22 protein-coding genes are annotated in these 22,868 nt (G+C 71.9%); 12 read left to right on the forward strand and 10 right to left on the reverse strand.

Annotated elements, in window-relative coordinates; all coding sequences use genetic code 11:
• The first annotated feature begins 96 nt into the window (after positions 1–96).
• Together F0344_RS14465 and F0344_RS14470 are read left to right on the forward strand one after the other, a co-directional pair.
• Positions 97–3,054, forward strand: a complete 2,958-nt coding sequence (locus F0344_RS14465) for an AfsR/SARP family transcriptional regulator (protein WP_185299175.1) — start codon at positions 97–99, stop codon at positions 3,052–3,054.
• A 201-nt stretch (positions 3,055–3,255) separates the two neighbouring features.
• The gene (locus tag F0344_RS14470; RefSeq protein WP_185299176.1) at positions 3,256–3,420 is read left to right on the forward strand and encodes a hypothetical protein; all 165 of its coding nucleotides are present in this window, start codon (positions 3,256–3,258) and stop codon (positions 3,418–3,420) included.
• A gap of 78 nt (positions 3,421–3,498) precedes the next feature.
• On the opposite strand, the gene F0344_RS14475 is transcribed toward F0344_RS14470, so the two are convergent.
• Positions 3,499–5,085, reverse strand: coding sequence for a FadD3 family acyl-CoA ligase (locus tag F0344_RS14475; RefSeq protein ID WP_185299177.1), 1,587 nt, complete (start codon positions 5,083–5,085; stop codon positions 3,499–3,501).
• A 99-nt stretch (positions 5,086–5,184) separates the two neighbouring features.
• Between F0344_RS14475 and F0344_RS14480 the strand changes: the two genes are divergently transcribed.
• Genes F0344_RS14480 through F0344_RS14490 form a run of 3 tightly spaced genes read left to right on the forward strand, consistent with a single transcriptional unit; the run spans position 5,185 to position 7,564 of the window.
• The gene (locus F0344_RS14480; RefSeq protein WP_185299178.1) at positions 5,185–6,333 is read left to right on the forward strand and encodes a lipid-transfer protein; all 1,149 of its coding nucleotides are present in this window, start codon (positions 5,185–5,187) and stop codon (positions 6,331–6,333) included.
• Between the two features lies 1 nt (position 6,334).
• Complete coding sequence (locus tag F0344_RS14485; RefSeq protein WP_185299179.1) at positions 6,335–6,778, forward strand: Zn-ribbon domain-containing OB-fold protein; 444 nt, start codon at positions 6,335–6,337, stop codon at positions 6,776–6,778.
• 3 nt (positions 6,779–6,781) lie between these two features.
• Positions 6,782–7,564, forward strand: a complete 783-nt coding sequence (locus tag F0344_RS14490) for an enoyl-CoA hydratase/isomerase family protein (protein ID WP_185299180.1) — start codon at positions 6,782–6,784, stop codon at positions 7,562–7,564.
• Positions 7,565–7,594: 30 nt separating this feature from the next.
• Here F0344_RS14490 and F0344_RS14495 read toward each other — a convergent pair whose 3' ends face one another.
• Positions 7,595–8,149, reverse strand: coding sequence for a hypothetical protein (locus F0344_RS14495; protein ID WP_185299181.1), 555 nt, complete (start codon positions 8,147–8,149; stop codon positions 7,595–7,597).
• Between the two features lie 248 nt (positions 8,150–8,397).
• On the opposite strand from F0344_RS14495, the gene F0344_RS14500 reads away from it, so the two are divergent.
• Positions 8,398–9,027 carry a hypothetical protein gene (locus tag F0344_RS14500; RefSeq protein WP_185299182.1) on the forward strand — a complete coding sequence of 210 codons (630 nt, stop codon included), beginning with the start codon at positions 8,398–8,400 and terminating at the stop codon, positions 9,025–9,027.
• Positions 9,028–9,129: 102 nt separating this feature from the next.
• Here F0344_RS14500 and F0344_RS14505 read toward each other — a convergent pair whose 3' ends face one another.
• On the reverse strand, positions 9,130–11,520 hold the full coding sequence (locus F0344_RS14505) for an outer membrane protein assembly factor BamB family protein (RefSeq protein WP_185299183.1): 2,391 nt from the start codon (positions 11,518–11,520) through the stop codon (positions 9,130–9,132).
• A 175-nt stretch (positions 11,521–11,695) separates the two neighbouring features.
• A complete protein-coding gene (locus F0344_RS14510; protein WP_185299184.1) occupies positions 11,696–12,505 on the reverse strand; it encodes a VOC family protein in 810 nt (269 codons plus the stop codon).
• A gap of 401 nt (positions 12,506–12,906) precedes the next feature.
• On the opposite strand from F0344_RS14510, the gene F0344_RS14515 reads away from it, so the two are divergent.
• Positions 12,907–13,554, forward strand: a complete 648-nt coding sequence (locus tag F0344_RS14515; protein ID WP_185299185.1) for a TetR family transcriptional regulator — start codon at positions 12,907–12,909, stop codon at positions 13,552–13,554.
• A 175-nt stretch (positions 13,555–13,729) separates the two neighbouring features.
• Here the strand turns inward: F0344_RS14515 and F0344_RS14520 are convergent, their stop codons facing one another.
• Entirely contained in the window at positions 13,730–14,233 is a 504-nt protein-coding gene (locus tag F0344_RS14520) for a nitroreductase family deazaflavin-dependent oxidoreductase (RefSeq protein ID WP_185299186.1), read from the reverse strand.
• Positions 14,233–15,528, reverse strand: coding sequence for an acyl-CoA dehydrogenase family protein (locus F0344_RS14525; protein ID WP_185299187.1), 1,296 nt, complete (start codon positions 15,526–15,528; stop codon positions 14,233–14,235). Before F0344_RS14525 ends, F0344_RS14520 begins: the two co-directional genes overlap by 1 nt.
• Positions 15,529–15,679: 151 nt before the next feature.
• Between F0344_RS14525 and F0344_RS14530 the strand changes: the two genes are divergently transcribed.
• From F0344_RS14530 to pspAB, 4 genes are all read left to right on the forward strand, one after another.
• Positions 15,680–16,861, forward strand: coding sequence for a thiolase C-terminal domain-containing protein (locus F0344_RS14530; RefSeq protein WP_185299188.1), 1,182 nt, complete (start codon positions 15,680–15,682; stop codon positions 16,859–16,861).
• Between the two features lie 57 nt (positions 16,862–16,918).
• Positions 16,919–17,599, forward strand: coding sequence for a pyridoxine/pyridoxamine 5'-phosphate oxidase (locus tag F0344_RS14535; RefSeq protein WP_185299189.1), 681 nt, complete (start codon positions 16,919–16,921; stop codon positions 17,597–17,599).
• A gap of 71 nt (positions 17,600–17,670) precedes the next feature.
• A complete protein-coding gene (gene htpX, locus F0344_RS14540; protein WP_185299190.1) occupies positions 17,671–18,582 on the forward strand; it encodes a zinc metalloprotease HtpX in 912 nt (303 codons plus the stop codon).
• Positions 18,583–18,591: 9 nt separating this feature from the next.
• On the forward strand, positions 18,592–19,176 hold the full coding sequence (gene pspAB / locus F0344_RS14545) for a PspA-associated protein PspAB (protein ID WP_185299191.1): 585 nt from the start codon (positions 18,592–18,594) through the stop codon (positions 19,174–19,176).
• Positions 19,177–19,250: 74 nt separating this feature from the next.
• Here the strand turns inward: pspAB and F0344_RS14550 are convergent, their stop codons facing one another.
• A complete protein-coding gene (locus F0344_RS14550) occupies positions 19,251–19,658 on the reverse strand; it encodes a Zn-ribbon domain-containing OB-fold protein (RefSeq protein ID WP_185299192.1) in 408 nt (135 codons plus the stop codon).
• The gene (locus tag F0344_RS14555; protein WP_185299193.1) at positions 19,655–20,107 is read right to left on the reverse strand and encodes a DoxX family protein; all 453 of its coding nucleotides are present in this window, start codon (positions 20,105–20,107) and stop codon (positions 19,655–19,657) included. Before F0344_RS14555 ends, F0344_RS14550 begins: the two co-directional genes overlap by 4 nt.
• 157 nt (positions 20,108–20,264) lie before the next feature.
• On the opposite strand from F0344_RS14555, the gene F0344_RS14560 reads away from it, so the two are divergent.
• On the forward strand, positions 20,265–21,467 hold the full coding sequence (locus F0344_RS14560) for a flavin-containing monooxygenase (protein ID WP_185299194.1): 1,203 nt from the start codon (positions 20,265–20,267) through the stop codon (positions 21,465–21,467).
• Between the two features lie 401 nt (positions 21,468–21,868).
• Here F0344_RS14560 and F0344_RS14565 read toward each other — a convergent pair whose 3' ends face one another.
• Both F0344_RS14565 and F0344_RS14570 read right to left on the reverse strand, forming a co-directional pair.
• Positions 21,869–22,180 (reverse strand): hypothetical protein, encoded by a 312-nt coding sequence (locus tag F0344_RS14565; RefSeq protein ID WP_258049943.1) that lies wholly within the window; start codon positions 22,178–22,180, stop codon positions 21,869–21,871.
• On the reverse strand, positions 22,177–22,746 hold the full coding sequence (locus tag F0344_RS14570) for a hypothetical protein (RefSeq protein ID WP_185299195.1): 570 nt from the start codon (positions 22,744–22,746) through the stop codon (positions 22,177–22,179). Before F0344_RS14570 ends, F0344_RS14565 begins: the two co-directional genes overlap by 4 nt.
• Positions 22,747–22,868 lie beyond the last annotated feature (122 nt).

The raw sequence follows: 22,868 nt of genomic DNA on the forward strand, positions 1-22,868 counted from the left end.
GCGATCCCGATGCACGCCGCACATCAGCGGACGGGCGGGCAAACCGAACAGACGCGATCGGGCAGGACCGGCGGGCAAGCAGGACAGGGGGCATCAATGGACCGTGACAGCGGGCCACGCGTGCGTGTTCCGGAGCAGCGTGCGCCGCAGAGCGGGGATTCCGGCTCCGCGCTGCGCTTCGCCGTACTCGGACCCGTACGCGCCTGGCGCGGCGGGGAGACTCTGCCCTCCGGTTCGCCCCAGCAGCGCGCCCTCCTGACGGCACTGCTCCTGCGCGACGGCCGGACGGCCACCGCGGCGGAGCTCATCGACGCGTTCTGGGGCGAGGACCCGCCCTCCCAGGCGCTGGCCACCATCCGGACGTACGCCTCCAGGCTCCGCAAGATCCTCGGCCAGGACACCCTGGTCAGCGAGTCCGGCGGCTACGCGATCCGGATCGGCCGCGACGCCCTCGACCTCACGCTCGCCCAGGATCTGGCCGCCGAGGCGGAGAAGGCGCGGGCCGCCGGGGACCGGCAGCAGGCCCGCGCGCTGCTCAACAAGCTCCTGGACCTGTGGGACGGCGAGGCACTCGCCTCCGTACCCGGCCCCTACGCGCAGAACCAGCGCACCCGCCTGGAGGAATGGCGCCTCCAGCTCACCGAGACACGGCTCGACCTGGACCTGGAGGTCGGCAGCCACGCGGAGGCCGTCTCCGAACTCACCGCGCTCACCGCGGCGCACCCGCTGCGGGAACTTCTGCGCGAGCTGCTGATGGTGGCCCTCTACCGCAGCGGCCGGCAGGCCGAGGCGCTCGCGGTGTACGCGGACACGCGCCGCCTCCTCGCGGAGGAACTGGGCGTCGACCCGCGCCCCGAGCTGGCCCAGCTCCAGCAGCGCATCCTCCGGGCCGACGAGGAACTGGCCCGCCCCGCCGACGAAGCGGCCCCGGCGCCGGCCCCCGTCCGGCCCGCGCAGCTCCCGGCCACCGTCCCGGACTTCACCGGCCGCGCCTCCTTCGTACGAGAACTGGGCGACCGGCTCGCCACCGCCGAGGCATCCGTCATGGCCGTGTCCGCACTGGCCGGCATCGGGGGCGTCGGCAAGACGACCCTCGCCGTGCACGTCGCCCACGAGGCCCGCCCGCACTTCCCGGACGGGCAGCTGTACGTGGACCTCCAGGGCGCCGGAGCACGGGCCGCCGAACCGGAGACGGTCCTCGGCGCGTTCCTGCGCGCCCTGGGCACCCCGGACTCCTCGATCCCGGACTCCCTCGACGAACGGGCCGCGCTCTACCGGTCCACCCTGGACGGCCGCCGCATCCTCGTCCTCCTGGACAACGCCCACGACGCGGCCCAGATCCGCCCCCTGCTCCCCGGCACGGCGGGCTGCGCGGCCCTGGTCACCAGCCGCGTGCGCATGGTGGACCTGGCGGGCGCGCACCTGGTGGACCTGGACGTGATGTCCCCGGAAGAGGCCCTGCAGCTCTTCACCCGCATAGTCGGCGACGAACGCGTCAACTCGGAGCGCGAGGCGGCCCTCGACGTGGTCGCCGCCTGCGGCTTCCTCCCCCTGGCCATCCGCATCGCCGCCTCCCGCCTGGCCGCCCGCCGCACCTGGACGGTCTCCGTCCTGGCCGCGAAGCTGGCCGACGAGCGCCGCCGCCTGGACGAACTGCAGGCGGGCGACCTCGCGGTGAAGGCCACCTTCGAACTCGGCTACGGCCAGCTGGAACCGGCCCAGGCCCGCGCCTTCCGCCTCCTGGGCCTGGCGGACGGCCCGGACATCTCCCTGGCAGCGGCGGCGGCCCTGCTGAACCTGGAGGTGCACACGGCTGAGGACCTCCTGGAGTCCCTGGTCGACACGTCGCTCCTGGAGTCCGCGGCCCCGGGCCGCTACCGCTACCACGACCTGGTCCGGCTCTACGCGCGTGCGTGCGTGGAGCGGGACGAACAGCCGCCGGTGGAGAAGGAGCTGGCGCTGTCACGGCTGTTGGACTTCTACCTGGCGACGGCGGCGGGGGTGTACGCGCTGGAAAGGCCGGGAGACCGGCTGGTGGATCACCTGGAATCGACGGAGCACGAAGGCCTGTCGTTCGCCGACCGCCACTCGGCGCTGGACTGGCTGTACGCGGAGGCGACCAATCTGCTCGCGTGCGTCTGCCAGGCTTCACACCCCGCCACCCTGCGCCGCGCCGTCGACCTTCTCTACGCCGCTCTCGATCTGGGTGAGTCGGGCGCCAACTCCAAGCAGTACGAAGCGGCGGCGCTCACGGTCCGGGAAGCGTCGAGGACATGCGGCGACCCCCGGGCGGAAGGCCGGGCCGTCATGTCCCTGGCCAACGTGCACCAACTGGCCGGGCGGTTCGACCACGCCGACCGCGAGGCTCAGGAAGCACTGCGGCTGGCAGGCACGGTCGACGACCCCCTGCCCGCCTGCTGGGCCTCCAACACCCGGGGAATCATCGCCCTTTACCAGAACCGCCACACCGACGGAGAGGGCTTTCTGACACAGGCCATCGAGGCGTTCCGCAACGACGGAAACCGGCCGGGCGAGGCAAGCGCACTGTGCAACCTGTCGCGCATCCACCTCGCGACGGGACGAACGAAGAGCGCGGTCACTCTCGCTCGGTCGGGTATCGAGATCTACGACTCGCTGGGACACGCACTACGCGGCGCCAACGGCCGGTACGCCCTGGGCCTCGCCCTCACCCGGACCATGGAACTCTCCGCCGCGACGGACCAGCTGAACGAGGCTCTGGAAGTGTTCCGTGGCAGCCGTCAGCGGCTGTGGGAGGGCATGACCCTGTTCCGTCTGGCCGAGGTCGAGATCGCCGCCGGCCGCTTCGCGCAGGCGGCCCAGTACTCGGAATCGGCGCTCACCGTCCTTCGTGGAATCGGTGGTGACTGGCGGCGGGGCAACGTCCTGACGGTGCTCGGCCGGGCACTTGACGGAATAGGACAGACGGGACGCGCCCAGGTGTGCTGGCAGGAGGCGCTCGGCATCTACGAGGAGCACGGGTCCCCGGAGGCGCACGATGTCCGGGCGCTGCTGACGCCGGCCCCGGCAGCCTGACAAACGGCGCGTTCATCGTTCGTTTATCCTGGTCCGCCATTCTCATGCCTGTCGATCCGTCGCGTCGGGGGGCAGACGGGAGACAGGCGGCCACACCACTGAGGTGAACGGCCCCCAGAGGCCCGTCCGGCAGTCCACGGGGGAACAGCCGGACGGGCCCACCAAGCCAACGCTTACGCACCAGAGACGGAGTTGACCACCATGGCCGACGCAGCGAAGCAGGACCCGATTCTCAAGCCGGCGGACCAGCACGCCACGGGTGAGCCGGAGACTCCGATCACGACGCAGGACCAGCACGCGACGGGCGGGGAACTGACCACTCTCGACCAGCACGCGACGTCGGAGCCGTTCAAGCCGACGCGGTAAGGACTGAACCCGCACGGGGGAGCGGCCGCGGTGGCTCGGAGGGGGAGCCATCGCGGCCGCTGCATGTCCGCACACGGTTCACTCGTGCGCGCTGCGGCGAACGGCGCCCTGCTCCCTCCCCCGCAGCTCCCCCTTCAGCACCTTGCCGCTCGCGTTCCTCGGGAGTCCGGCCACGAACTCCACCGTCCTCGGGACCTTGTAGTTCGCCATCTCCCGTCTCGACCAGGCGATCAGGTCGTCCGCCGTGAGCGTGGCGTCCGGGCGGCGGACCGCGTACGCCTTGCCCACCTCGCCCAGGCGCGGATCCGGGACTCCGATGACCGCCACATCCGCGATGTCCGGATGCAGGCCCAGGAGCTGTTCGATCTCCGCCGGGTACGCGTTGAAGCCACCGACGATGAACATGTCCTTGATCCGGTCCGTGATGCGCAGGTTGCCGGCGCCGTCGAGGACGCCGATGTCGCCCGTGCGGAGCCAGCCGTCCGGGGTGATCGTGGCGGCCGTCGTCACGGGGTCCTCGAAGTACCCCGTCATGACGTTGAAGCCCCGGACCAGGACCTCACCCGGAGTTCCCGGCGCCGCCAGGACCCGGACCTCCGTGCCGGGGATCGCGCGGCCGGAGGTGGAGGCGATGACGTCCGCCGGGTCGCCGGTGCGGCACATCGTGACGATGCCGCTCGCCTCGGAGAGGCCGTACGCGGTGAGGACCGTCGCTATGCCCAGCTCGGTGCGCAGGCGTTCCACCAGGTGGAGGGGGACCACCGCCGCGCCCGTGACGACCAGGCGGAGGGCCGAGAGGTCGTGGGCGCTGCGGGACGGGTGGTCCAGGAGGCACTGGTGGAGGGTGGGCGGGCCCGGGAGCACGGAGATGCGTTCGGCGGCGATGTTCGCCAGGACCGTGTCCACGTCGAAGACCGGCTGCGGAACCATCGTCGCCCCGCGCATCAGGCAGGCGATGATCCCCGCCTTGTAGCCGAAGGTGTGGAAGAACGGGTTCACGATGAGGTAGCGGTCGCCCTCGCGGAGACCGGCCAGCTCGCTCCAGATGGCGTAGCACCGCAGCGTCTGAGCGTGGGTGATGACCGCGCCCTTCGGGCGGCCCGTCGTGCCCGAGGTGTAGATGATGTCGGAGGGGGCGGTGGGTGTGATCGCGGCCGCACGCTCCCGTACCGCCGCGGGCGATGTCCCCTCCCCCGCGGCCAGGAAGTCCTTCCAGGTCAGATAGTCGTCAGGGGCGCTGTCCGCCAGCACCACCACCCGCTCCAGGGCGGGGAGTTCGACCTCCGCGCGGCGCAGGGACGCGACGTACGACGTACCGAGGAACGTGCCCGTGACGAACAGCAGCTTCGCCCGGCTCCTTCGCAGGACGTACGCCGCCTCCGTGCCCTTGAAGCGGGTGTTGAGCGGGACGAGGACCGCGCCCGCCGTGACCGCCCCGAGCGCGGAGACGATCCAGTCCAGGGTGTTCGGCGCCCAGATCGCGACCCGGTCACCCGGCTCGACGCCGGAGGCCATGCACGCGGCGGCGGCCCGTTCGACGCGCTCGCCGAGCTCCGCGTACGAGACGCGGGTGCGGCCCTCGACGACCGCCTCGCGGGCCCCGTACCGCTCGGACGCCGCCCGCACCAGCCCCGGGACGGTGGACCATTCCTCGTCGCCGCGCATCGTCTGTCCTCCCCGCCGCACCGCACAGTAGCTGACTATCCGTCAGATTAGCTGTAGCCTCTGGCGCTGTCAGCAGTCATGACGGTCCCGGAGGTGGCGGTGGCGACGCTCAAAGACGTGACGGCGATAGCCGGTATAGGACAGACGGCCTTCGCGAGACAACTCCCCGAGAGCGAGAAGGTGCTGGCCTGCCGGGCCATCATCGCCGCCCTCGACGACGCGGGTATCGCGGCCTCGGAGGTCGACGCCTTCGCCTCGTACACCATGGAGGAGACCGACGAGGTCGAGGTCGCCAAGGCCATCGGCGCCGGTGATGTCACCTTCTTCAGCAAGGTGGGCTACGGGGGCGGGGGATCCTGCGCGACGATCGCGCACCTCGCGGCCGCTGTCGCCACCGGTCAGGCGGGCGTGGGGGTCGCCTGGCGGTCGCGGAAGCGCGGCTCGGGGCCCCGGCCCTGGAAGAACACCGCCGTCCAGCTGCCGGCCCCCGCCCAGTGGACCCGGCCGTACGGGCTGCTGCGGCCATCGGACGAGATCGGGATGCTGGCACGGCGCTACATGCACGAGTACGGCGCCACCCGCGACCACCTCTTCAACGTCGCCCTCGCCTGCCGCAACCGCGCCAACCAGAACCCGGACGCGATGATGTACGAACGGCCGCTGACCCGCGACATGTATATGACCTCCCGCTGGATCAGTGATCCGCTCTGCCTGTTCGACAACTGCCTGGAGACGGACGGGGCGCTCGCCTGCGTCATCGTCTCCGCCGAGCGGGCCCGCGACTGCCGGCAGAAGCCCGTCTACATCCACTCCGTCGCGCAGGGGCTCCCCGCCCAGCACCACGGGATGGTCAACTACTGGAACGACGACCCGCTCACGGGCCCGGCCTGGACAGCGGCCCGGCAGCTGTGGAAGCAGGCCGACTTCGGGCCGGACGACGTCCATGTCGCCCAGATCTACGACGCGTTCACGCCGCTCATCCCGCTCTCCCTGGAGGGTTACGGCTTCTGCGGGCGCGGCGAGGGCGCGGCCTTCACGGAGGGCGGTGCGCTGGAGAGCGGCGGGCGGCTGCCCATCAACACCGGGGGCGGCGGGCTCAGCGAGGCGTACGTACACGGCTTCAACCTCATCAACGAGGGTGTGAAGCAACTGCGCGGCGTGTCCACCGCCCAGGTCCCCGACGCCGCCACCTGCCTGGTCACCGCCGGGGAAGGCGTCCCCACCTCCGCCGTCCTGCTGAGGAGCTGACATGTCGGACAGTCTGCTGTCGCCCGTCGTCGACGAGGACGGGGCGCCCTTCTGGGAGTACGCGGCCCGCGGCGAACTACGGGTCCAGGCGTGCGCCGCCCCCGGCTGCGGCGAACTCCGCTTCCCGCCCCGGCCCTGCTGCCCGCGCTGCCAGTCCTTCGACAGCGAGTGGCGGCTGATGAGCGGGCGCGGCCGGATCTGGTCGTACGTGCTGCCGCATCCGCCCCTGCTGCCCGCGTACGCCGAACAGGCCCCGTACAACGCCGTGGTCGTCGAACTGACCGAGGCCCCGAGGATCCGGCTGGTCGGGAACGTGGTGAGCGGGCCGGAGGCGGCACTGAACTCGGTCGATCCGGGGAGACTGCGGATCGGGACGGCGGTGCAGGCCGTCTTCTGTCCCACCGACGCCGGGACGACGCTCGTCCGCTGGCTGCTGGAGCGGTGAGCGGTGGCCCTGCGCGCGGAGACGGATCACGGCACCGGGGTCGCGCTCGTCACCCTCGACCGGCCGGAGAAGCTCAACGCGATCGACCTGGCGACGGCGGCCGAACTGGGCGCTTGCTGGCGGGCCTTCCGCTATGACGAGGGCGTACGGGCCGTCGTCCTGACCGGGGCGGGCGGGCGCGCCTTCTGTACGGGGATCGACCGGGGGGTGGAGGTGGCGCAGCCCCCTTCCCCGTACGCCGTCGACGACCCCCTGATCGCGATCGGGCCCAAGGCGAACGACCTCTGGAAGCCCGTGATCGTGGCGGTGGAGGGGATGGCCTGCGGCGGGGCGTTCTATCTGCTGGGCGAGGCGGAATTCGTGATCGCGTCCGAGGAGGCGACGTTCTTCGACCCGCACACGACGTACGGCATGGTCAGCGCCTACGAGGCGATCTCGATGGCGCAGCGGATGCCGTTCGGCGAGGTCGCCCGGATGTCGCTGATGGGCACCGCCGAACGGGTCACGGCCCGGCGTGCGTACGAGACCGGGCTGGTCAGCGAGGTCACACCGGCCGGCGGCGCGGTGGAAGCGGCGCTGCGGGCTGCGGCCGTCATCGCCTCGTACCCGACGGCCGCGGTCCAGGGCACGGTACGGGCGGTGTGGTCGGCGAAGGAGGCCGCGCGGACGCAGGCGCTGGCCCACGCCCCGCAGCTGATCGCGCTCGGCAACCTGGCGCCGGAGCGGCAGACGGAGCTGTTCGAGAAGCGGGACGGGGGCGGGCGCGGGGCATACCGGTCGCGGTGAGGGAGCGCGCGCACAGAGGGGTGCCGCCCGTCAGTAGCGGGGCTCCGCCGTGACGCGGCACCGCTTCACCTTGGACACCTTGCGCGGGCTGTCCATACGGAGGGTGAGGCTCTTGACGTCGCCGTACGCCAGGTCCGCGGTGGTCTCGGCGGTGTCGACGGTGTTGCCGAGCGAGTCCAGGAAGGTCACCTCGACGTCGTACGTCTTCGCCGTACCGGTCGCCGTCGCCCGGATCTGGACGACGGACGAGGTGACGGCCCTGCGCTTGCCCTTGCGGGGCTGGGCGCAGCGGATGACCCGTACCTCGGGGGCGTCGGTGGCCGTGGAGCCGGGGGTCGGCGTGCCGTAGTCGCCGCCGCCGGAGGAGCTGCTCGACGAGTCGTCGTAGGAGCTGTCGTCGTAGTCGTGGTCGTTGTTGCTCTTCTTGGAGCTGGAGCAGCCACCGCCGCCCGAGCCGCTGCTCTTGCCGCTGCGGCTCTTGCCACCGCCGCCGCCCTTGCCTCCGCTGCTGGCGGTCGAGAATCCGGTGAGCGCGAGCACCACCACGACCAGTACCGCCGCGAACCTCAAACGTCGCCGCATCATCGATGCAGCCCCCCTTGTGTTGTGGACATGTTTGCTGACACGTCGTCCGGCCGCCGAACGGACCGCGCGACACCGTAACGCACAGCATCCCGCCGACAACCGGGCAGGTCGGTCATGGCCCTGTCACGGTTGTGTCATCGTCTGCCCGGTCGCGGGCGGGTTCGGCCCGGCGTAGCGTCGGTACTCCGGGGGTGCGTACGCCGACCGGCGCACGCACCGGGCATGCCGTCGGCTCCGGGAGGCCGCTGATGATCCGCAACGTCCTCGGCTCCGTCGTCGCCCTCGTCGGCGCGGCGGCTGCTGTCGTGAGCCCGTTCCTGGACTGGTACGAAGGCCGGCGCGGGCGCGACTACCGCGTCCAGGACCTTTTCGGGGGCATCACCGATACGAGTTCCGGCGTACTGGTCTCGATCCTGCTGCCGTTCCTCCTCGCCGCGCTGGTGGCCCTGGTCGGGGTGCTGCTGCGGTCGCGGCTCATGGTGGCGCTCGCGGGTCTGGTGGTGCTGGGCTTCACCGTGCTGTGGATGGTCCGCCAGGGACAGGAGGCGGGCAGCCTCTCGGTGGGCGGAGACGGCTCAGGGCTTCAGGTCGGCGTGGCGCTCGCAGGAGCCGGCGGGCTGTTGCTGCTGCTGGGCGCGGCGCTGATGTCGGGGCGGGCCAGGCGGCGGACCGGCCGCCATGCGGAGCCGTACGCGGCGCCCGGGTCGGACCACCCGGACACCTGGCCGCCCACGCAGGAGCCGGGGCCGTCGGTGCAGACGTCGCCGGGGCCGGAGCGGGAGGCGGACCCGTACGTGGGCCCGGACCCCCGCGACACGGAGGAGACCCGGACATATCCCACGCAGGAGGGCCACCGTCGCCGCCCCCCGAACGCCTGACGCCTGACGCCTCGCCCGGAGGCGGCCCTGTCTCGGCCCTGTCCTCGATCGCCGGACGGGCCGAGTGCCCTGCGTAGGCGGATTTCGCGTCGGCGGATCTCGCTACGCCCGGGCCCGGTTGCCCGTGCCCGTCCCCTTGAGCGCGTCCAGCGCATACACGCAGCGGTCCTTGCTGCACGCGTACACCACACCCGCCTGGGCCACGGGCGACCCCGTGATCTCGCCGCCCGTCGCGAGCTTCCAGCGGAGCTGTCCGCCCGCCGCGTCCAGGGTGTACAGCACATGGTCCGCCGAGCCGAAGTGCACGCGTCCGTCCGCGACCACCGGCGCGCCCACCACGTCGCCGCCCGCGGCGAACCGCCACTTGGGCGTGCCCGTCACCGCGTCCAGCGTGTACAGCGCGCTGCCGCTGCCGACGTGGACGTTCCCCGCCGCCACCAGCACCGGTTCGATCGACTGGCGGGCCTCGGTCGCGATCCGCCACCGGTCCTTGCCGGTCATGGCGTCGAGGGCGTAGACCGTGCCGAGGTAGTCCGCGAGGTACACCCCGCCCCCGGTCACCGCGGGCCCCGGCGCGAACGCGGGCGGGGACAGGAAGACGGCAGGCGACTCGAAGTGCCAGCGCACATGGCCGGAGACCGAGTCCACCGCCAGCACCCGGGTGCCGGCGGACACGTACACACAGCCGTCCGCCGCCGGCGCCACCCGTACCGGCACTCCGCCGCAGGACGCCGCGTCACCGATCGGGTACGACCACCGCTCGCCGCCGGTACGGGCGTCGACGGCCCGCAGCCGGGCGTCCTGCCACAGATACACCGTGCCGTCGTGTATCGCGGGCCCGGCCTCCGGTGTCTCGAAGTCCGTCTGGACGCCCGAGGTCTCCCACAGCTTCTCGCCGCTGGACGCCTCCCACGCCTGGACGCCGCCCCCGCGCGTGCCGGTCACCACCGTGCCGCGGCCGGCCTTCAGGGAGTAGACCCAGGCGTCCGTCTGGAGGCGCCACCGTTCGGCGCCGGTCGTCGCGTCGAGCGCGTACAGGGACGGGCCGTCCGAGCCGTGTATCCGGCCGCCGTCGACGGCCATCACCCAAGCCACGTCCCGGGTCTTGAACTGGCGTCTCCCGTTGCCCACATCGAGCGCGTGGACCTCGAACGACGTCACGTACAACAGGTCCCCTGCCACGACCGGCGTACCCCACACATCGTTCGACATGCGGAAGCGCCAGGGCCGCCAGCGGTCCGGCGCCGCGTCCGGCGGGGGCGCGGGGGCTGGCACCGGGGCGATGGGCGCGGTGGCGCCGTTCAGCCCGGCGGGCGGACGCACCCAGCCGGTGGCCGGGTCGGCGTGCGCGGCCGCGGCGCCGCGGATCTCGCCGGGCCGCGGCCCGGGGCCGATCGACACCTTCGCACCGGCCAGCCGTACGGGCCCGCCGTCCGGCGAGGGGGAGAGCGAGGTCGAGCGGGGATCGGAGCCTCTGCGCCACGCCGTGTCCCAGTCCGCACCCGGCGGCCGCTGCGGCGGATCCGGCGGCTGCGGGGGGTGCTGGGGCGCGGCGTGCGCCGGGGCACGCGCGGGCACCGGAGCCGGAGCGATCGTGCGGCCACCGCCGCGCCGCTGCTCGATCATCGCCGTGGCCGGGTGCGGCAGCCATGCCGAGGCCGTACCGCTGTCGTCGCTGCCGGAGGCGAAGAGGTGCGGGGCGAGCTGGGCCTGCAGATCGGCCGGGCTGGGGCGCCGGGTGGAGTCCATCTGCATACAGGACTCGATCAGCGGCCGCAGGTCGTCGGGCATGCCCTCCGTGTCGGGGCCCTCCCTGAGCAGCATGAACACCGTCTCGACGGGGTTGGCACCGTGGAACGGCGCATGCCCGGTCGCCGCGAACACCAGCGTGGAGCCGAGCGAGAACACATCACTGGCGCCGGTCACGCTCCGCGAGTCCCGCGCCTGCTCGGGAGACATGTAGGCAGGGGTGCCGACCGCCACGTTCGTCATGGTCAGCCGGGTGTTGGAGACCCCGGACGCGATCCCGAAGTCGATCACGCGCGGGCCGTCCTCGACGACCAGCACGTTGGAGGGCTTCAGGTCACGGTGGACGAGGCCCGCCCCGTGGATGGACTGGAGCGCCTCGGCGATCCCGGCCGCCAGCCACCGCACGGCCTGGGTCGGCATCGGCCCGCACTCATTGATTATCTCCTCGAGCGAGGGGGCGGGTACGTAGGCGGTGGCCAGCCACGGCACCGCCGCCCGGGGGTCGGCGTCGACCACGGCGGCCGTGTAGAAACCGCTGACCGCACGAGCGGCCTCCACCTCACGCGTGAACCGGACCCGGAACAACTGGTCCTCGGCGAGCTCCGTACGCACCGTCTTGATCGCCACCCGCCGGCCCGACGCCGAGCGCGCGAGATAGACCAGCCCCATGCCGCCGGCCCCGAGTCGCCCCAGCACCTCGAACGGGCCGATCCGTCTCGGGTCATGCTGCGTAAGCTGCTCCACTTGCCTGCCACCTCCCCGTACAGGCCCCAAGAACAGAAGCCCGCGAAATCCCGCCGTGTGCAGCGTCTCACCACTGGGCACCACCTGGCGGTGCGCACCCCTGATTCTTCCTGTCGGAGGCCCTCGTTGCGAACCCGGGGGCGTGTCGGGGGCTGTCGGAGCGTGTCGGGGCCGCTCAGGGCAGGAGTTCGGTCGGCTGGAGCACGGCGAAGACGGCGCCCTGGTCGTCCTGGACGACCGCCATCCGCCCGTACGGGATGCCGAACGGCGGTGCGGTGACCCGGCCGCCCAGCCGGACGACGGTCTCGGCGGCCCGGTCGCAGTCGGCGACCGCGAAGAAGGTGAGGAAGTAGCTGGGCATCTCGGCGGGGAACGCGTCCGTGATGACGCTGCGCCCGCCGATCGCCGTATCAGGCCCCGGCTCGGTGCCCGCGGGCGACCACATCCGGTAGTCGACGCCCGACTCGGCCGTTCCGGTGGCGCCGTCGGCGGACTCGTCCAGATCCGTCCCCGCGAAGCCGAAGACGCGCTCGTAGAAGGCGTCCACGGCTTCCGGCCGCCGGGTGAAGACCTCGGTCCAGCAGAAGGCACCCGGCTCGTTCTGCTTCTCGAAGCCCGCCCGGTCGCCCGCCTGCCACAGTCCGAAGACCGCACCGCCCGGATCGGCGGCCTGGGCCAGCACCCCGGCCCGTCCGGCCCGCACGGGATCGGTGATCACCAGCCCGCCGGCTTCCCTGATGAGGGCCACCGTGGCGGTGATGTCGTCGGTGGAGAAGTAGACGCCCCAGGCGGTCGGCATCCGGCCGTCCCGCTTGGCGGCGAGACCGGCGACGAGCCTGCCGTCGTGGAACGCGTCGGCGAAAAGCAGGCCGTCGCCCGCGCGGAAGGTCCAGCCGAAGAGCCCGCCGTAGAAGCGCTTGCCCGCTTCGAGGTCGGAGAGCTGCACATCCACCCAGCACGGCACGGAGTGCGCGAATGCGGCCATGGGCCCGGATCCTTCCGTAGCGGTGACAGCCGGACAGTGACGCCGGACGATGACAGCCGGACGGTGACAGCCGGACGGTGACAGCCGGACGGTGACACCCGTCACAGCCAACGTAACGGCGGGTGCGTCGCCGCGCGCCTCGACGCACCCATATAGAACGTTCGCCCTAATCGTGAAGGCCTCGTGCCCGGCGGGGGCAAAGTTGTCCACCGAAGTTGTCCACAGGCTGTTGATAACACTTATGCACGGCGACACACCGTCCACACGCGAGCGGCGACCCCCCTCGCCGTACGTGGCCGAAAACCCACCACACACCGACCACGCACCCCGCCGGTCCTGCGGCGTTCCCCATTTGCAGTCGGCCGAATCGCGCTCCGATCACCCCTCGGTAAGCTGACGGCATGACAGGACAAGTACGCACCGTCGACGGCCGCGTGGCCGGTCGACGCGGCCAGGCGACGCGGCAGAAGCTGCTCGACTGCCTCAGCGAGATGCTCAGCTCCTCGCCGTACCGGGACGTCAAAGTCATCGACGTCGCCCGGAAGGCGGGGACTTCACCCGCGACCTTCTACCAGTACTTCCCCGACGTCGAGGGCGCCGTCCTCGAAATCGCCGAGGAAATGGCCAAGGAGGGTGCCGGGCTGACCCAACTGGTCGCCGGCCGCTCCTGGGTCGGCAAGGCCGGCTGGCAGACCTCCGAGGAACTGGTCGAGGGATTCCTCGACTTCTGGCGCCGTCACGACGCCATCCTCCGGGTGGTCGACCTCGGCGCGGCCGAAGGCGACAAGCGGTTCTACAAGATCCGTATGAAGATCCTGAACTCGGTCACCAACTCGCTCACGGAGTCGGTGAAGGAGCTCCAGGCGAAGGGCAAGGTCGACAAGGACGTCAGTCCTGCGGCGATGGCGGGGTCCCTGGTCGCGATGCTGGCCGCAGTGGCCTCGCACCAGAAGGGGTTCACCACCTGGGGCGTCAAGCAGGCCGAACTCCGTCCCAATCTGGCGCTGTTGGTACACCTGGGCATCACCGGCAAGAAGCCGGCGAAGTAGGCGCGGCGCCGGATTCCCCTCACACGCTGGGCGCTCAGCCGCAACGCGGGCCCCACGTCGTCCTGTCTCACCGACGGCGGACCACGGCAGCAGCGACTGTGGTCCGCCGTCGGCGCCCGAGGACCCGGCAGCGGGCCGGCCCCCGGCCGCAGGACCCGCTTCGCGCCCCGGCGGCTCAGTCCCCGCGCTCCAGCCGGAACAGCCGGATCTCCCGCTCGATCCTCGCCTGGTACGTCGCGTACGGCGGCCAGAACCTCAGCGCCGCCTCCCACACCTCGGCCCGCTCCGCGCCCTGGAGCAACCGCGCGCGCACCGGCACGTCCCGGCCCTTCCAGCTGACGACGGCGTCCGGGCAGCCGAGCAGATTGGCGGTCCAGGCCGGGTGCCCCGTACGGCCGAAGTTGCTGCCGACCAGGATCCAGCCCTCCGGGGCCCCCTTCCGCGTCCCCTCCTGCGGCATGCAGGCCAGGGGGACGGTTCTGAGCTGCCCGCTCTTCGCGCCCCGCACGGTGAGGACGAGGCCCGGGAGCATCTGGGCGCTGAGCATCACCCTGCCGCGTGTGAGCCGGTGCACCGTGCGGTCCATGACGGGGATGACGTGCGGGGCGATCCTGGCGAAGGCGCGGGTCGAGGAGATCTTCTGGACGGCCTTCCGGGCCGACCGCGCACCGGGCGCCATCAGACGGCCACCGCCTGGCCGGCACCGCCGGTCAGGAACAGCCCGGCCTGGTGCGCCGCGCGGTCGCGCAGCCGGTGGACGGGCCCGAAGAGCAGTTCGTCGGCGGTGGCCCGCTTGAAGTAGAGGTGCGCCTCGTGCTCCCACGTGAATCCGATGCCGCCGTGCAGCTGAACCGCCTCGGCGGAGGTGACCCGCAGCGCCTCCAGGGCCTGCGCGAGCGCCAGACCGGCGGCCGTCGGGTCCCAGGCCGCGTAGTAGGCGGCCGAGCGGGCCGCCTGCACCCGTACGTACGCGTCCGCCAGCCGGTGCTTCACCGCCTGGAAGGAGCCGATCGCCCGGCCGAACTGCTCCCGGGCCTTCACGTGACCGACGGTGCGTTCCAGCACGCTCGCCGCCGCTCCGGCCGCTTCCGCGGCGAGCACCGCCGCCGCCGTGCGCCCGGCCGCCGCCAGTGCGGCCGCCGTCTCGACGGCACTGTCCACGCCCAGGAGTTCGGCCTCGGTGTCGCGCAGTTCGATGCGCCCGAACGGCCGTGTCTCGTCCATCGACGTCTGCCTGGCGCGGACGAGTCCGGCCGCCGTCTTGGTATGCACGAGGAACAGGAGGGTACGGCTGCGCGGGAAGCCGCCCGTGTGCGCGGCGACCACGAGCAGTCCGGCGCTGTGGCCGTCGAGGACCTGCGCGGCCTCGCCGTACAGCCGCCAGCCGCCCTCGCCACCGGCCGGCCTCGCCTGCACCCCGCCGGCCCGGCCGCCGCCCGCCCAGCCGCAGCCCGCCCAGCCGCCGGCCCAGCCGCCGGCCTCGCCGCCCGCCACGTCACCCGCCACGTCACCCGCCACGTCACCCGCCAGGTCAACCGCTTCGTCACCCGCTTCGTCACCCGTAAGGCCCAGGGCCGTGGAGAGGCCCGTGCCGGGAACGGCGAGCGTGGCGGTCAGCGTCCCCGCCGCGAGGGCCGGCAGCAAGGCGGCGCGCTGGGCCTCGGTACCGAGTGCGGTGATCAGGGGGGCGGCCAGGGCCGCGGTGGCGAGCAGCGGTGAGGGCAGCAGGGCCCGGCCGGTCTCCTCACAGGCGAGGGCGAGCTCGGCGGTCCCGCAGCCGACCCCGCCGTACGCCTCGGGGATCGCGAGCCCCGGCAGGCCCAGGTCACGGGCGAGCCGGCGCCACAGGACCGCGTCGTAACCCTCGGCGGTCCGTACGGCGGCCCGGACCTCCTCGGGGCCGCTGTGCTTGGCCAGCAGTTCGCGCAGCGTGCGGCGGATCTCGTCCTGTTCCGCGGTGAAGGCGGCGTCCATCTTCGGGCTCCTTCCCCTGGGCCAGAGACCCGCGCCCTGACCTGACGGTCCGTCATGCTAAGCGTCGAGGTCCGAGAATCCCAGAGGTGCGCACGCCCGCCCGACACTCAACCCCCTTACACCGTGCCTTATCTGATGTACCGTCAGATTTATGCCTTCCTCCCTCCTCACCACCCCGCGCCGGGTCGCCGCCGTCGGTATAGCGCTGGCGGACTGCGGACGCGTCGACGAGGCCACCCCGTACGCCCTGCACGCCCAGGCAGCCCGCCGGGCACTCGCCGACTCCGGCCTCGACCGGTCCGTCATCGACGGATTCGCCTCGGCGGGGCTCGGGATGCTCGCACCCGTCGAGGTCGCCGAGTACCTCGGCCTCACTCCCACCTGGGTGGACTCCACGGCGGTCGGCGGCGCGACCTGGGAGGTCATGGCGGCCCACGCGGCGGACGCCATCGCCGCCGGTCATGCCAACGCCGTCCTGCTGGTGTACGGATCGACGGCGCGCGCCGACATCGGAGCGGGGCGCCGGACCTCCAATCTGTCGTTCGGCGCCCGCGGGCCGCTCCAGTTCGAGGTGCCGTACGGGCACTCCCTGATCGCGAAGTACGCGATGGCCGCGCGCCGCCACATGCACGCGTACGGGACGACGCCGGAGCAGCTGGCGGAGGTGGCGGTCCAGGCGCGGGCGAACGCGGCGGCCAACCCGGACGCGATGTTCCGGGACCCGATCACGGTGGACGAGGTCCTGTCCGGGCCGATGATCGCGGACCCGTTCACCAAGCTGCACTGCTGCATCCGCAGCGACGGCGGATGCGCGGTACTGCTGGCCGCCGAGGAGTACGTACCGGACACGGCGAAGGACCCGGTGTGGATTCTCGGGACCGGTGAGTACACCTCCCACTCCGCGATGTCCGAGTGGCAGGACTTCACGGTCTCCCCCGCGGCCGTCTCCGGCCGGCTGGCCTTCGAACGGGCCGGGGTGCGCCCCGCCGACATCGACCTCGCCGAGATCTACGACGCGTTCACCTATATGACGCTGGTGACGCTGGAGGACCTGGGTTTCTGCGCGAAGGGCGAGGGCGGGGCGTTCGTGGAGAAGGGCCGGACCGGTTTGACGGGAGAGCTTCCGGTGAACACGGACGGCGGCGGCCTCTCGGCCTGCCATCCCGGGATGCGAGGCCTGTTCCTGCTGGTGGAGGCGGTGCGGCAGCTGCGCGGTGAGGCGGGCGAACGTCAGGTGCACCGCCGGGGCGGCGGACTGCCGCAACTGGTGGTGGCCTCGGGAACGGGCGGCTGGTTCTGCTCCTCGGGGACGGTGGTGCTGGGGCGCGGGTAACGGCTGAGGGAAGAGGGGCGGGAGCCCCGCCCGCCGTCCACGGTGTGGAATGGCCCCATGCCCGACTCGCACAGCACCTTCCTGAATCTGCTGCACGCCCAGCGCGTGTGGGACGCCGACCTGCCCTCCTTCGACCCGGCCATCGCCCCCGGTGATCCGGTCACCCTCTTCCACGCCTGGTTCGCCGAGGCCGTCGCCGCCGGGCAGCCGGAGCCGCACACCATGTCCCTCGCCACCGTCGACGAGGAGGGCCGCCCCGACGTACGGACGCTGATGCTGCACGACGCGGACGAGCGCGGCTGGCACTTCGCCTCGCACGCCACCAGCGCCAAGGGCCACCAGCTCGCCGCCCGCCCCTACGCCGCGCTCGGCTTCTACTGGCCGGCGCAGGGGCGGCAGGTCCGCGTTCGGGGACCCGTCATCGCGGCGGGTCCGGCGGAGAGCCTGGCCGATCTGCACGCCCGCTCGACGGGGGCGCTGGCCTCGGCGCTGGTGGGCCGGCAGAGCGAGGTCCTGCGGTCGCGGGACGAGCTGGTCCGGGCCTCGGAGACCGCCTGGGAGCGGGCCGCGTCCACACCGGACGCCCAGGTGCGGAGCTGGACGAGATACGTCGTCGAGCCGCGGGAGGCCGAGTTCTTCCAGGGCGACGCGCGGCGGCGGCGGCACGTACGGCTGCGCTACCGGTCGGAGGGGCATCCGGGCGGCGCCCCCTGGGTGCGGGAGCTGCTCTGGCCCTGAGCCGAGCACGCGGCCCGGTATCGACCGGAAAGGGGCACTATGGGAGACAGATGACCCGTAGGGAGGCACCCATGGCACGCGCCCGTACCCGCTACGCCCCGGACCGTGGCCTGACGACCCGCATGGTGACGACCATGTTCTTCATCGGTCTGCTGTACGTGGTCTTCGTCGGCGTGCTCCTGGCCGCCCTGCGCGGCTCCTGGCCGGTCATCCTCGTCCTCACGGGCGGCCTCTTCGTCGCCCAGTTCTGGTTCAGCGACCGCATCGCGGCCTACGGGATGGGCGCCCGGGAAGTCACCCCCGAAGAGGCGCCCGAGCTGCACGGTGCCATCGACCGGATCTGCGCCCTGGCCGATATGCCGAAGCCGCGGGTGGCGATCGCGCACAGTGACGTACCGAACGCGTTCGCCACCGGGCGCAGCGACAAGACGGCCCTGGTCTGCGCCACGACCGGGCTCCTGCGCAGACTCGGACCGGAGGAGCTGGAGGGCGTCCTCGCCCACGAGATGTCGCACGTCGCGCACCGGGACGTCGCGGTGATGACGATCGCCTCGTTCCTCGGCGTCCTCGCGGGCGTGATCACCCGGATCGCGCTCTGGGGCGGCTTCGCCCGCAACAGCCGCGGCAACGACCCGGCCGGCGTCATCCTGATGCTGATCCCGCTGATCAGCGCCCTCGTCTACGCCCTGAGCTTCCTGCTGACCCGGTTGCTCTCCCGCTACCGCGAACTGTCCGCCGACCGCACCGCCGCCCTGCTCACCGGCCGCCCCTCGGCACTCGCCTCGGCCCTGACGAAGATCAGCGGCCAGATGGCGCGGATACCGACGGAGGACCTGCGGAAGGCGGAGCCGTACAACGCCTTCTACTTCGTGCCCGCGTTCGCCTCGAAGGAGAGCTTCGGCCGACTGGTCTCCTCCCACCCGACGCTCGAACAGCGCCTCGACCAGCTGGCCCGCATCTCCGCCGACCTGTCCGGGCCGTAAGGAGCGTCCATGGGTTTCCTCGACAGCCTCCTGGGCCGCAGCAAGCCGGTCCGCCCCGACCTCGACCAGCTCTTCGCCGTCCCCTCCGCCGCGCTGACCCTCCAGGCGGGCACGGGCTTCGCCCCCACGGGCCTGGGCTCGGTCTGCTTCGCCGGCGTGGAGGGCGGCGGCTTCGCCCGCCTCCAGCAGGACGTACGGGAACTGCTCGACGCGGACACCGGGCGGGGCGGAATCCCCGTGGAGTTCAGCCGTGACGCGTACGGCTACACCTGGCTGCTCGCCCGTCAGCCACCCGGGGACACCGCTGCCCTGGTCAACGACCTGCACGCGGTCAACACCCTGCTCCAGGACGGCGGCTTCGGCCCGCACCTGCTGTGCTCACTGATCGGCTTCCACCACCCGGACGGACGCGGACTGGCCCTGGTCTACCTCTACAAGCGGGGCACCTTCTACCCCTTCGTCCCTCTGCCCGGCAGCACGGAGAAGCGCGACAACCAACTGGAACTCCAGGTCAGAGCGGTCCTGGGCGACGACCTGAAAGTGGAGAAGGACCTGGCCCGCTGGTTCCCGGTATGGGGCGCACCGGGACTGTGACCGGGCCTGCGGACCAGGGCCGGCACCCGCGCGTCGGCTCCGCGCGTCGGCTCCGGGCGTCAGCGCTCCGGGCGTCAGCGCTCCGGGCCGAAGACCGCGATCGATTCCCTGCCCTCCTCATGGCGGAAGGCGACCATGAGCGGCATTCCGACCGTCAGGCCCGACGGCTCGCAGTCCACGATCTCCGTCATCATCCGCGGTCCCTCGGCGAGGTCGACCACGGCCGCCGTGTACGGGACCCGGGAGCCGAACGGCGGGAGGTCGTTGCGGTGGACGACGGACCAGGTGTAGAGCGTCGCGCGGCCGCTCGCGCGTTCCCAGCCGACGTCCTCGCTCCAGCAGCGGGGGCAGAACTCCCGCGGGTAGTGGTGGGCCCGGGCGCAGGCTCCGCAGCGGCGCAGCAGCAGGTGGCCCCGCGCCGCCGCGTCCCAGTAGGGGCGGGTGAACGCGTCCGGTTCCGGAAGGTCGTAGCGCGACGTCACAGGAACAGTCCGATCGCCTCGTCGAGTGACCAGGTCTGCCAGGACATCGCGAAGAGCGCGACGAGCGAGATCAGCGCCATCATCGCGTTCTGCCCCTGCTCGGCCCAGTCGTGGATCATCAGCACCAGGTAGAGGAGGTTCAGGAGCAGCCCCGCGACCAGCGCGACCGGGGTGAGGAATCCGGCGACCAGCCCCAGTCCCAGGGCGAGTTCGGCGTAGACGACCACGTAGGCCATCAGCCGGGGGCGGGGCTCGACCACGCGCCGGAAGCCGGTACGGACCACCGGCCAGCGGTGCTTTCCGGCGACGTCCGCCGCCCACGCGATGCCCGTTCCGCGCTCGAACCACGCCTTCCTGTCCTTGTGGCGCCAGCTCTCCAGCCACCACAGGCCGAGCCCTATGCGCAGGACGGCGAGCCACTCCGTCCCACCGAGCACGATCGTCCGCATCGGCGCTCCTTCCGGTCACGGGACAGCTGATCTGACGGGACGTCAGTTCACCTGATCCGGGCCACCCCGCGCAAGAGGTCGCCACGTGATCAATTCGCAACCGATTCCGGCCTCGACCGAGACCCACCGGGTGAGCACGCGATTACGCTCCATAGTCATGCCCGACAGCGCCTCCACCCCCCACATGGCCGCATCCGCCTCCGTACGGACAGGTTCCACCGACCGCACCGACGACCGGCCCGTCTACGTCGTCGGCGGCGGACCGGGCGGTCTCGCCGTCGCCGCGTCCTTGCGCGAACGGGGCGTGCGGGCCGTCGTCCTGGAGAAGTCCGGGAGCGCCGGGTCCTCATGGCACCGCCACTACGACCGGCTGCACCTGCACACCACCCGGCGGCGGTCCGCGCTGCCCGGCCTGGCGATGCCCCGCAGGTTCGGGCGATGGGTGTCGCGCGCGGACATGGTGCGCTACCTGGAGAAGTACGCCGAGCACCACGAACTCGAAGTGGTCACCGGTGTAGAGGTCTCCCGCGTCGACCGGGCCGCCGACGGGACCGGCTGGCAGCTGACCGCGAGCGGCGGCCGGGTACTGACCGGGCGCGCCGTCGTCGTCGCCACCGGCTACAACCACACGCCGCACGTCCCGGACTGGCCCGGCCGCGACACGTTCACCGGCGAGCTGCTGCACGCCTCGGAGTACCGCAACCCGACCCCGTACGCCGGCCGGGACGTCCTCGTCGTCGGGATCGGCAACACGGGAGCGGAGATCGCCGTGGACCTGGTGGAGGGCGGTGCTTCCCGCGTACGGATCGCGGTACGCACCGTTCCGCACATCGTGCGCCGTTCCACGGCCGGCTGGCCCGCCCAGGCGACCGGCATCCTCGTGCGGCGGCTGCCGGCACGGCTCGTGGACCGGGCGGGCAGGGTCCTGGCGAAGCTCGCCGTCCCGGACCTTTCCGCCCAGGGGCTGCCACGGCCCACCACGGGCCTGTACTCCCGCGTCAGGGAGGGGGCGATCCCGGTCCAGGACGTGGGCCTGATCGATGCGGTGAAGGCGGGCCGGGTGGAACCGGTGGCGGCCGTGGAGTCCCTCGACGGTGACGCGGTGGTCCTCGCCGACGGCACCCGGCTCACCCCGGACACGGTGATCGCCGCGACCGGCTACCGACGGTCCCTGGAGGGCCTGGTCGGCCACCTGAGTGTCCTGGACGAGCGGGGCAGACCGGTGGTGCACGGGGCGCGTACGCCGAAGGAGGCGCCGGGCCTGTACTTCACCGGGTTCACCAACCCGATCAGCGGAATGCTCCGCGAACTCGCCCTGGACGCCCGCAAGATAGCCAGGAAGGTGGCCAGCACCGGCTGAGCGACCCGGCCTGGTCCACCACCTGAAGGTGCCCAACCGCCCGAGTCGCCAATGCCGTGTTCCCGATCCGGGACGATGGCCCCTGGCGGTTCTCCTTGGCCACGATCAGTGTTGGGCCGCTTCGTCGTGGGGCAGGCGGCGGCGCCGGGCGCAGCAGTAGGGATCAAGGACTGTGGTCAGCTGGTCGAAGGCCCGGTAGACACGACGGGAAACGCAATCCGGCCGAGCATCGTGCTGTGCGATGGCGGGCACGCCCAGCCATTTCCGCGCGGGACCTCGCAGCTCGTCGAGCAAAACCCGACAGGCATCCGCGAGGCGGGCTCTCCAGTGGTATTGCAACGACAACAGCAGCCCCATCAGCACCGTTCGGGGCTTCGAGCAGCTCAGACTTCTCCGCTCGGTCATCCATACGTTCCGCTGAGCACCCAGCAGGCCCAGGCAACGACGGCGACCGGCACGACGATGGCCACCGAGCCGAGAATAATTCCGGCCCGCGCGCGATGGCGGTCGGCCCGGTCCTTCCCCCGCATATCGCGCAGTGCGTCGACGCCAGAGACGACCGCGCAGATCCCGACAGGCACAATCAAGTAAACAGGGAAAGACCGGATCCACGGTGAGACCGCGGACGGCAACCAAGGGCATCCGAACATGGCCACGCCGGCGATGCCCAGGAGCAGCGAGCAGATGCCGGCCCGCCCCTGCGAGGCCGTCACTTGGGGCTCCAATCGGACTCCGGCAATTCGTACTCGTCGAAGCCGTCCGGGAGCTTCCCGCACGGAGCGTAGACGCTGACGGCGAGCGTTCCGGTGGGCTGGTACCAGTCCACATCGACCATGAAGTCGGTGTCCGGGCGCTCGAACCTGAAGCCCATGTCGGAGATGTTCTCGCTGGTGAGCTTCCAGCCCTCCTGCTCCAGCCGTCGGCGTACGCGCTCCTGGCCGACGCGGGCGGTGTCCTTCGTGATGTCCGTCACCCACCATTCGAGTCTGAAGTCGCGCACGTCCCTGCGGCCTTGATCGATATGGGCGACGGACCGCAGCCCGCGGTAGTAGCAAGTGCCCGTTTCCACGCCGCTGGAACTCACGTCGGGCGGCCCGGGCAGGGCCACCTCGTCGTACACGTGCTGGGCTTCCTGCTTGAGCCGAGCGGCGACTTGGTCGGGGTCGGTCGCCGGATACGGCTCCCCGTCCCACACGCGGTAGCAGGCCACGCACACCGCCACGACGAGCAGGATGCCGGTGAGCCACAGAATCGAGCGGGCGGAGTGCATCCTCAGCATCCGTCGTCTTCCACGCCGACCGTAGTGCCGGCCACACGAGAGACGCGCGACATCAAAAAGTGACAAAAGGTGCAGGTAACAGACTGAACGGAACTCATGGTGCGGAGCCTAGGAGGCCGGGG

Source organism: Streptomyces finlayi, assembly GCF_014216315.1.
Lineage (GTDB): Bacteria > Actinomycetota > Actinomycetes > Streptomycetales > Streptomycetaceae > Streptomyces > Streptomyces finlayi_A.

Excerpts from the sequence above, each read along its gene's own strand:
- F0344_RS14465 (WP_185299175.1), top strand. The coding sequence starts at position 97 with ATGGACCGTGACAGCGGGCCACGCGTGCGTGTTCCGGAGCAGCGTGCG.
- F0344_RS14470 (WP_185299176.1), top strand. The coding sequence starts at position 3,256 with ATGGCCGACGCAGCGAAGCAGGACCCGATTCTCAAGCCGGCGGACCAG.
- F0344_RS14475 (WP_185299177.1), bottom strand. The coding sequence starts at position 5,085 with ATGCGCGGCGACGAGGAATGGTCCACCGTCCCGGGGCTGGTGCGGGCG.
- F0344_RS14485 (WP_185299179.1), top strand. The coding sequence starts at position 6,335 with ATGTCGGACAGTCTGCTGTCGCCCGTCGTCGACGAGGACGGGGCGCCC.
- F0344_RS14495 (WP_185299181.1), bottom strand. The coding sequence starts at position 8,149 with ATGATGCGGCGACGTTTGAGGTTCGCGGCGGTACTGGTCGTGGTGGTG.
- F0344_RS14500 (WP_185299182.1), top strand. The coding sequence starts at position 8,398 with ATGATCCGCAACGTCCTCGGCTCCGTCGTCGCCCTCGTCGGCGCGGCG.
- F0344_RS14510 (WP_185299184.1), bottom strand. The coding sequence starts at position 12,505 with ATGGCCGCATTCGCGCACTCCGTGCCGTGCTGGGTGGATGTGCAGCTC.
- F0344_RS14515 (WP_185299185.1), top strand. The coding sequence starts at position 12,907 with ATGACAGGACAAGTACGCACCGTCGACGGCCGCGTGGCCGGTCGACGC.
- F0344_RS14520 (WP_185299186.1), bottom strand. The coding sequence starts at position 14,233 with ATGGCGCCCGGTGCGCGGTCGGCCCGGAAGGCCGTCCAGAAGATCTCC.
- F0344_RS14525 (WP_185299187.1), bottom strand. The coding sequence starts at position 15,528 with ATGGACGCCGCCTTCACCGCGGAACAGGACGAGATCCGCCGCACGCTG.
- F0344_RS14530 (WP_185299188.1), top strand. The coding sequence starts at position 15,680 with ATGCCTTCCTCCCTCCTCACCACCCCGCGCCGGGTCGCCGCCGTCGGT.
- F0344_RS14535 (WP_185299189.1), top strand. The coding sequence starts at position 16,919 with ATGCCCGACTCGCACAGCACCTTCCTGAATCTGCTGCACGCCCAGCGC.
- htpX (WP_185299190.1), top strand. The coding sequence starts at position 17,671 with ATGGCACGCGCCCGTACCCGCTACGCCCCGGACCGTGGCCTGACGACC.
- pspAB (WP_185299191.1), top strand. The coding sequence starts at position 18,592 with ATGGGTTTCCTCGACAGCCTCCTGGGCCGCAGCAAGCCGGTCCGCCCC.
- F0344_RS14555 (WP_185299193.1), bottom strand. The coding sequence starts at position 20,107 with ATGCGGACGATCGTGCTCGGTGGGACGGAGTGGCTCGCCGTCCTGCGC.
- F0344_RS14560 (WP_185299194.1), top strand. The coding sequence starts at position 20,265 with ATGCCCGACAGCGCCTCCACCCCCCACATGGCCGCATCCGCCTCCGTA.
- F0344_RS14570 (WP_185299195.1), bottom strand. The coding sequence starts at position 22,746 with ATGCTGAGGATGCACTCCGCCCGCTCGATTCTGTGGCTCACCGGCATC.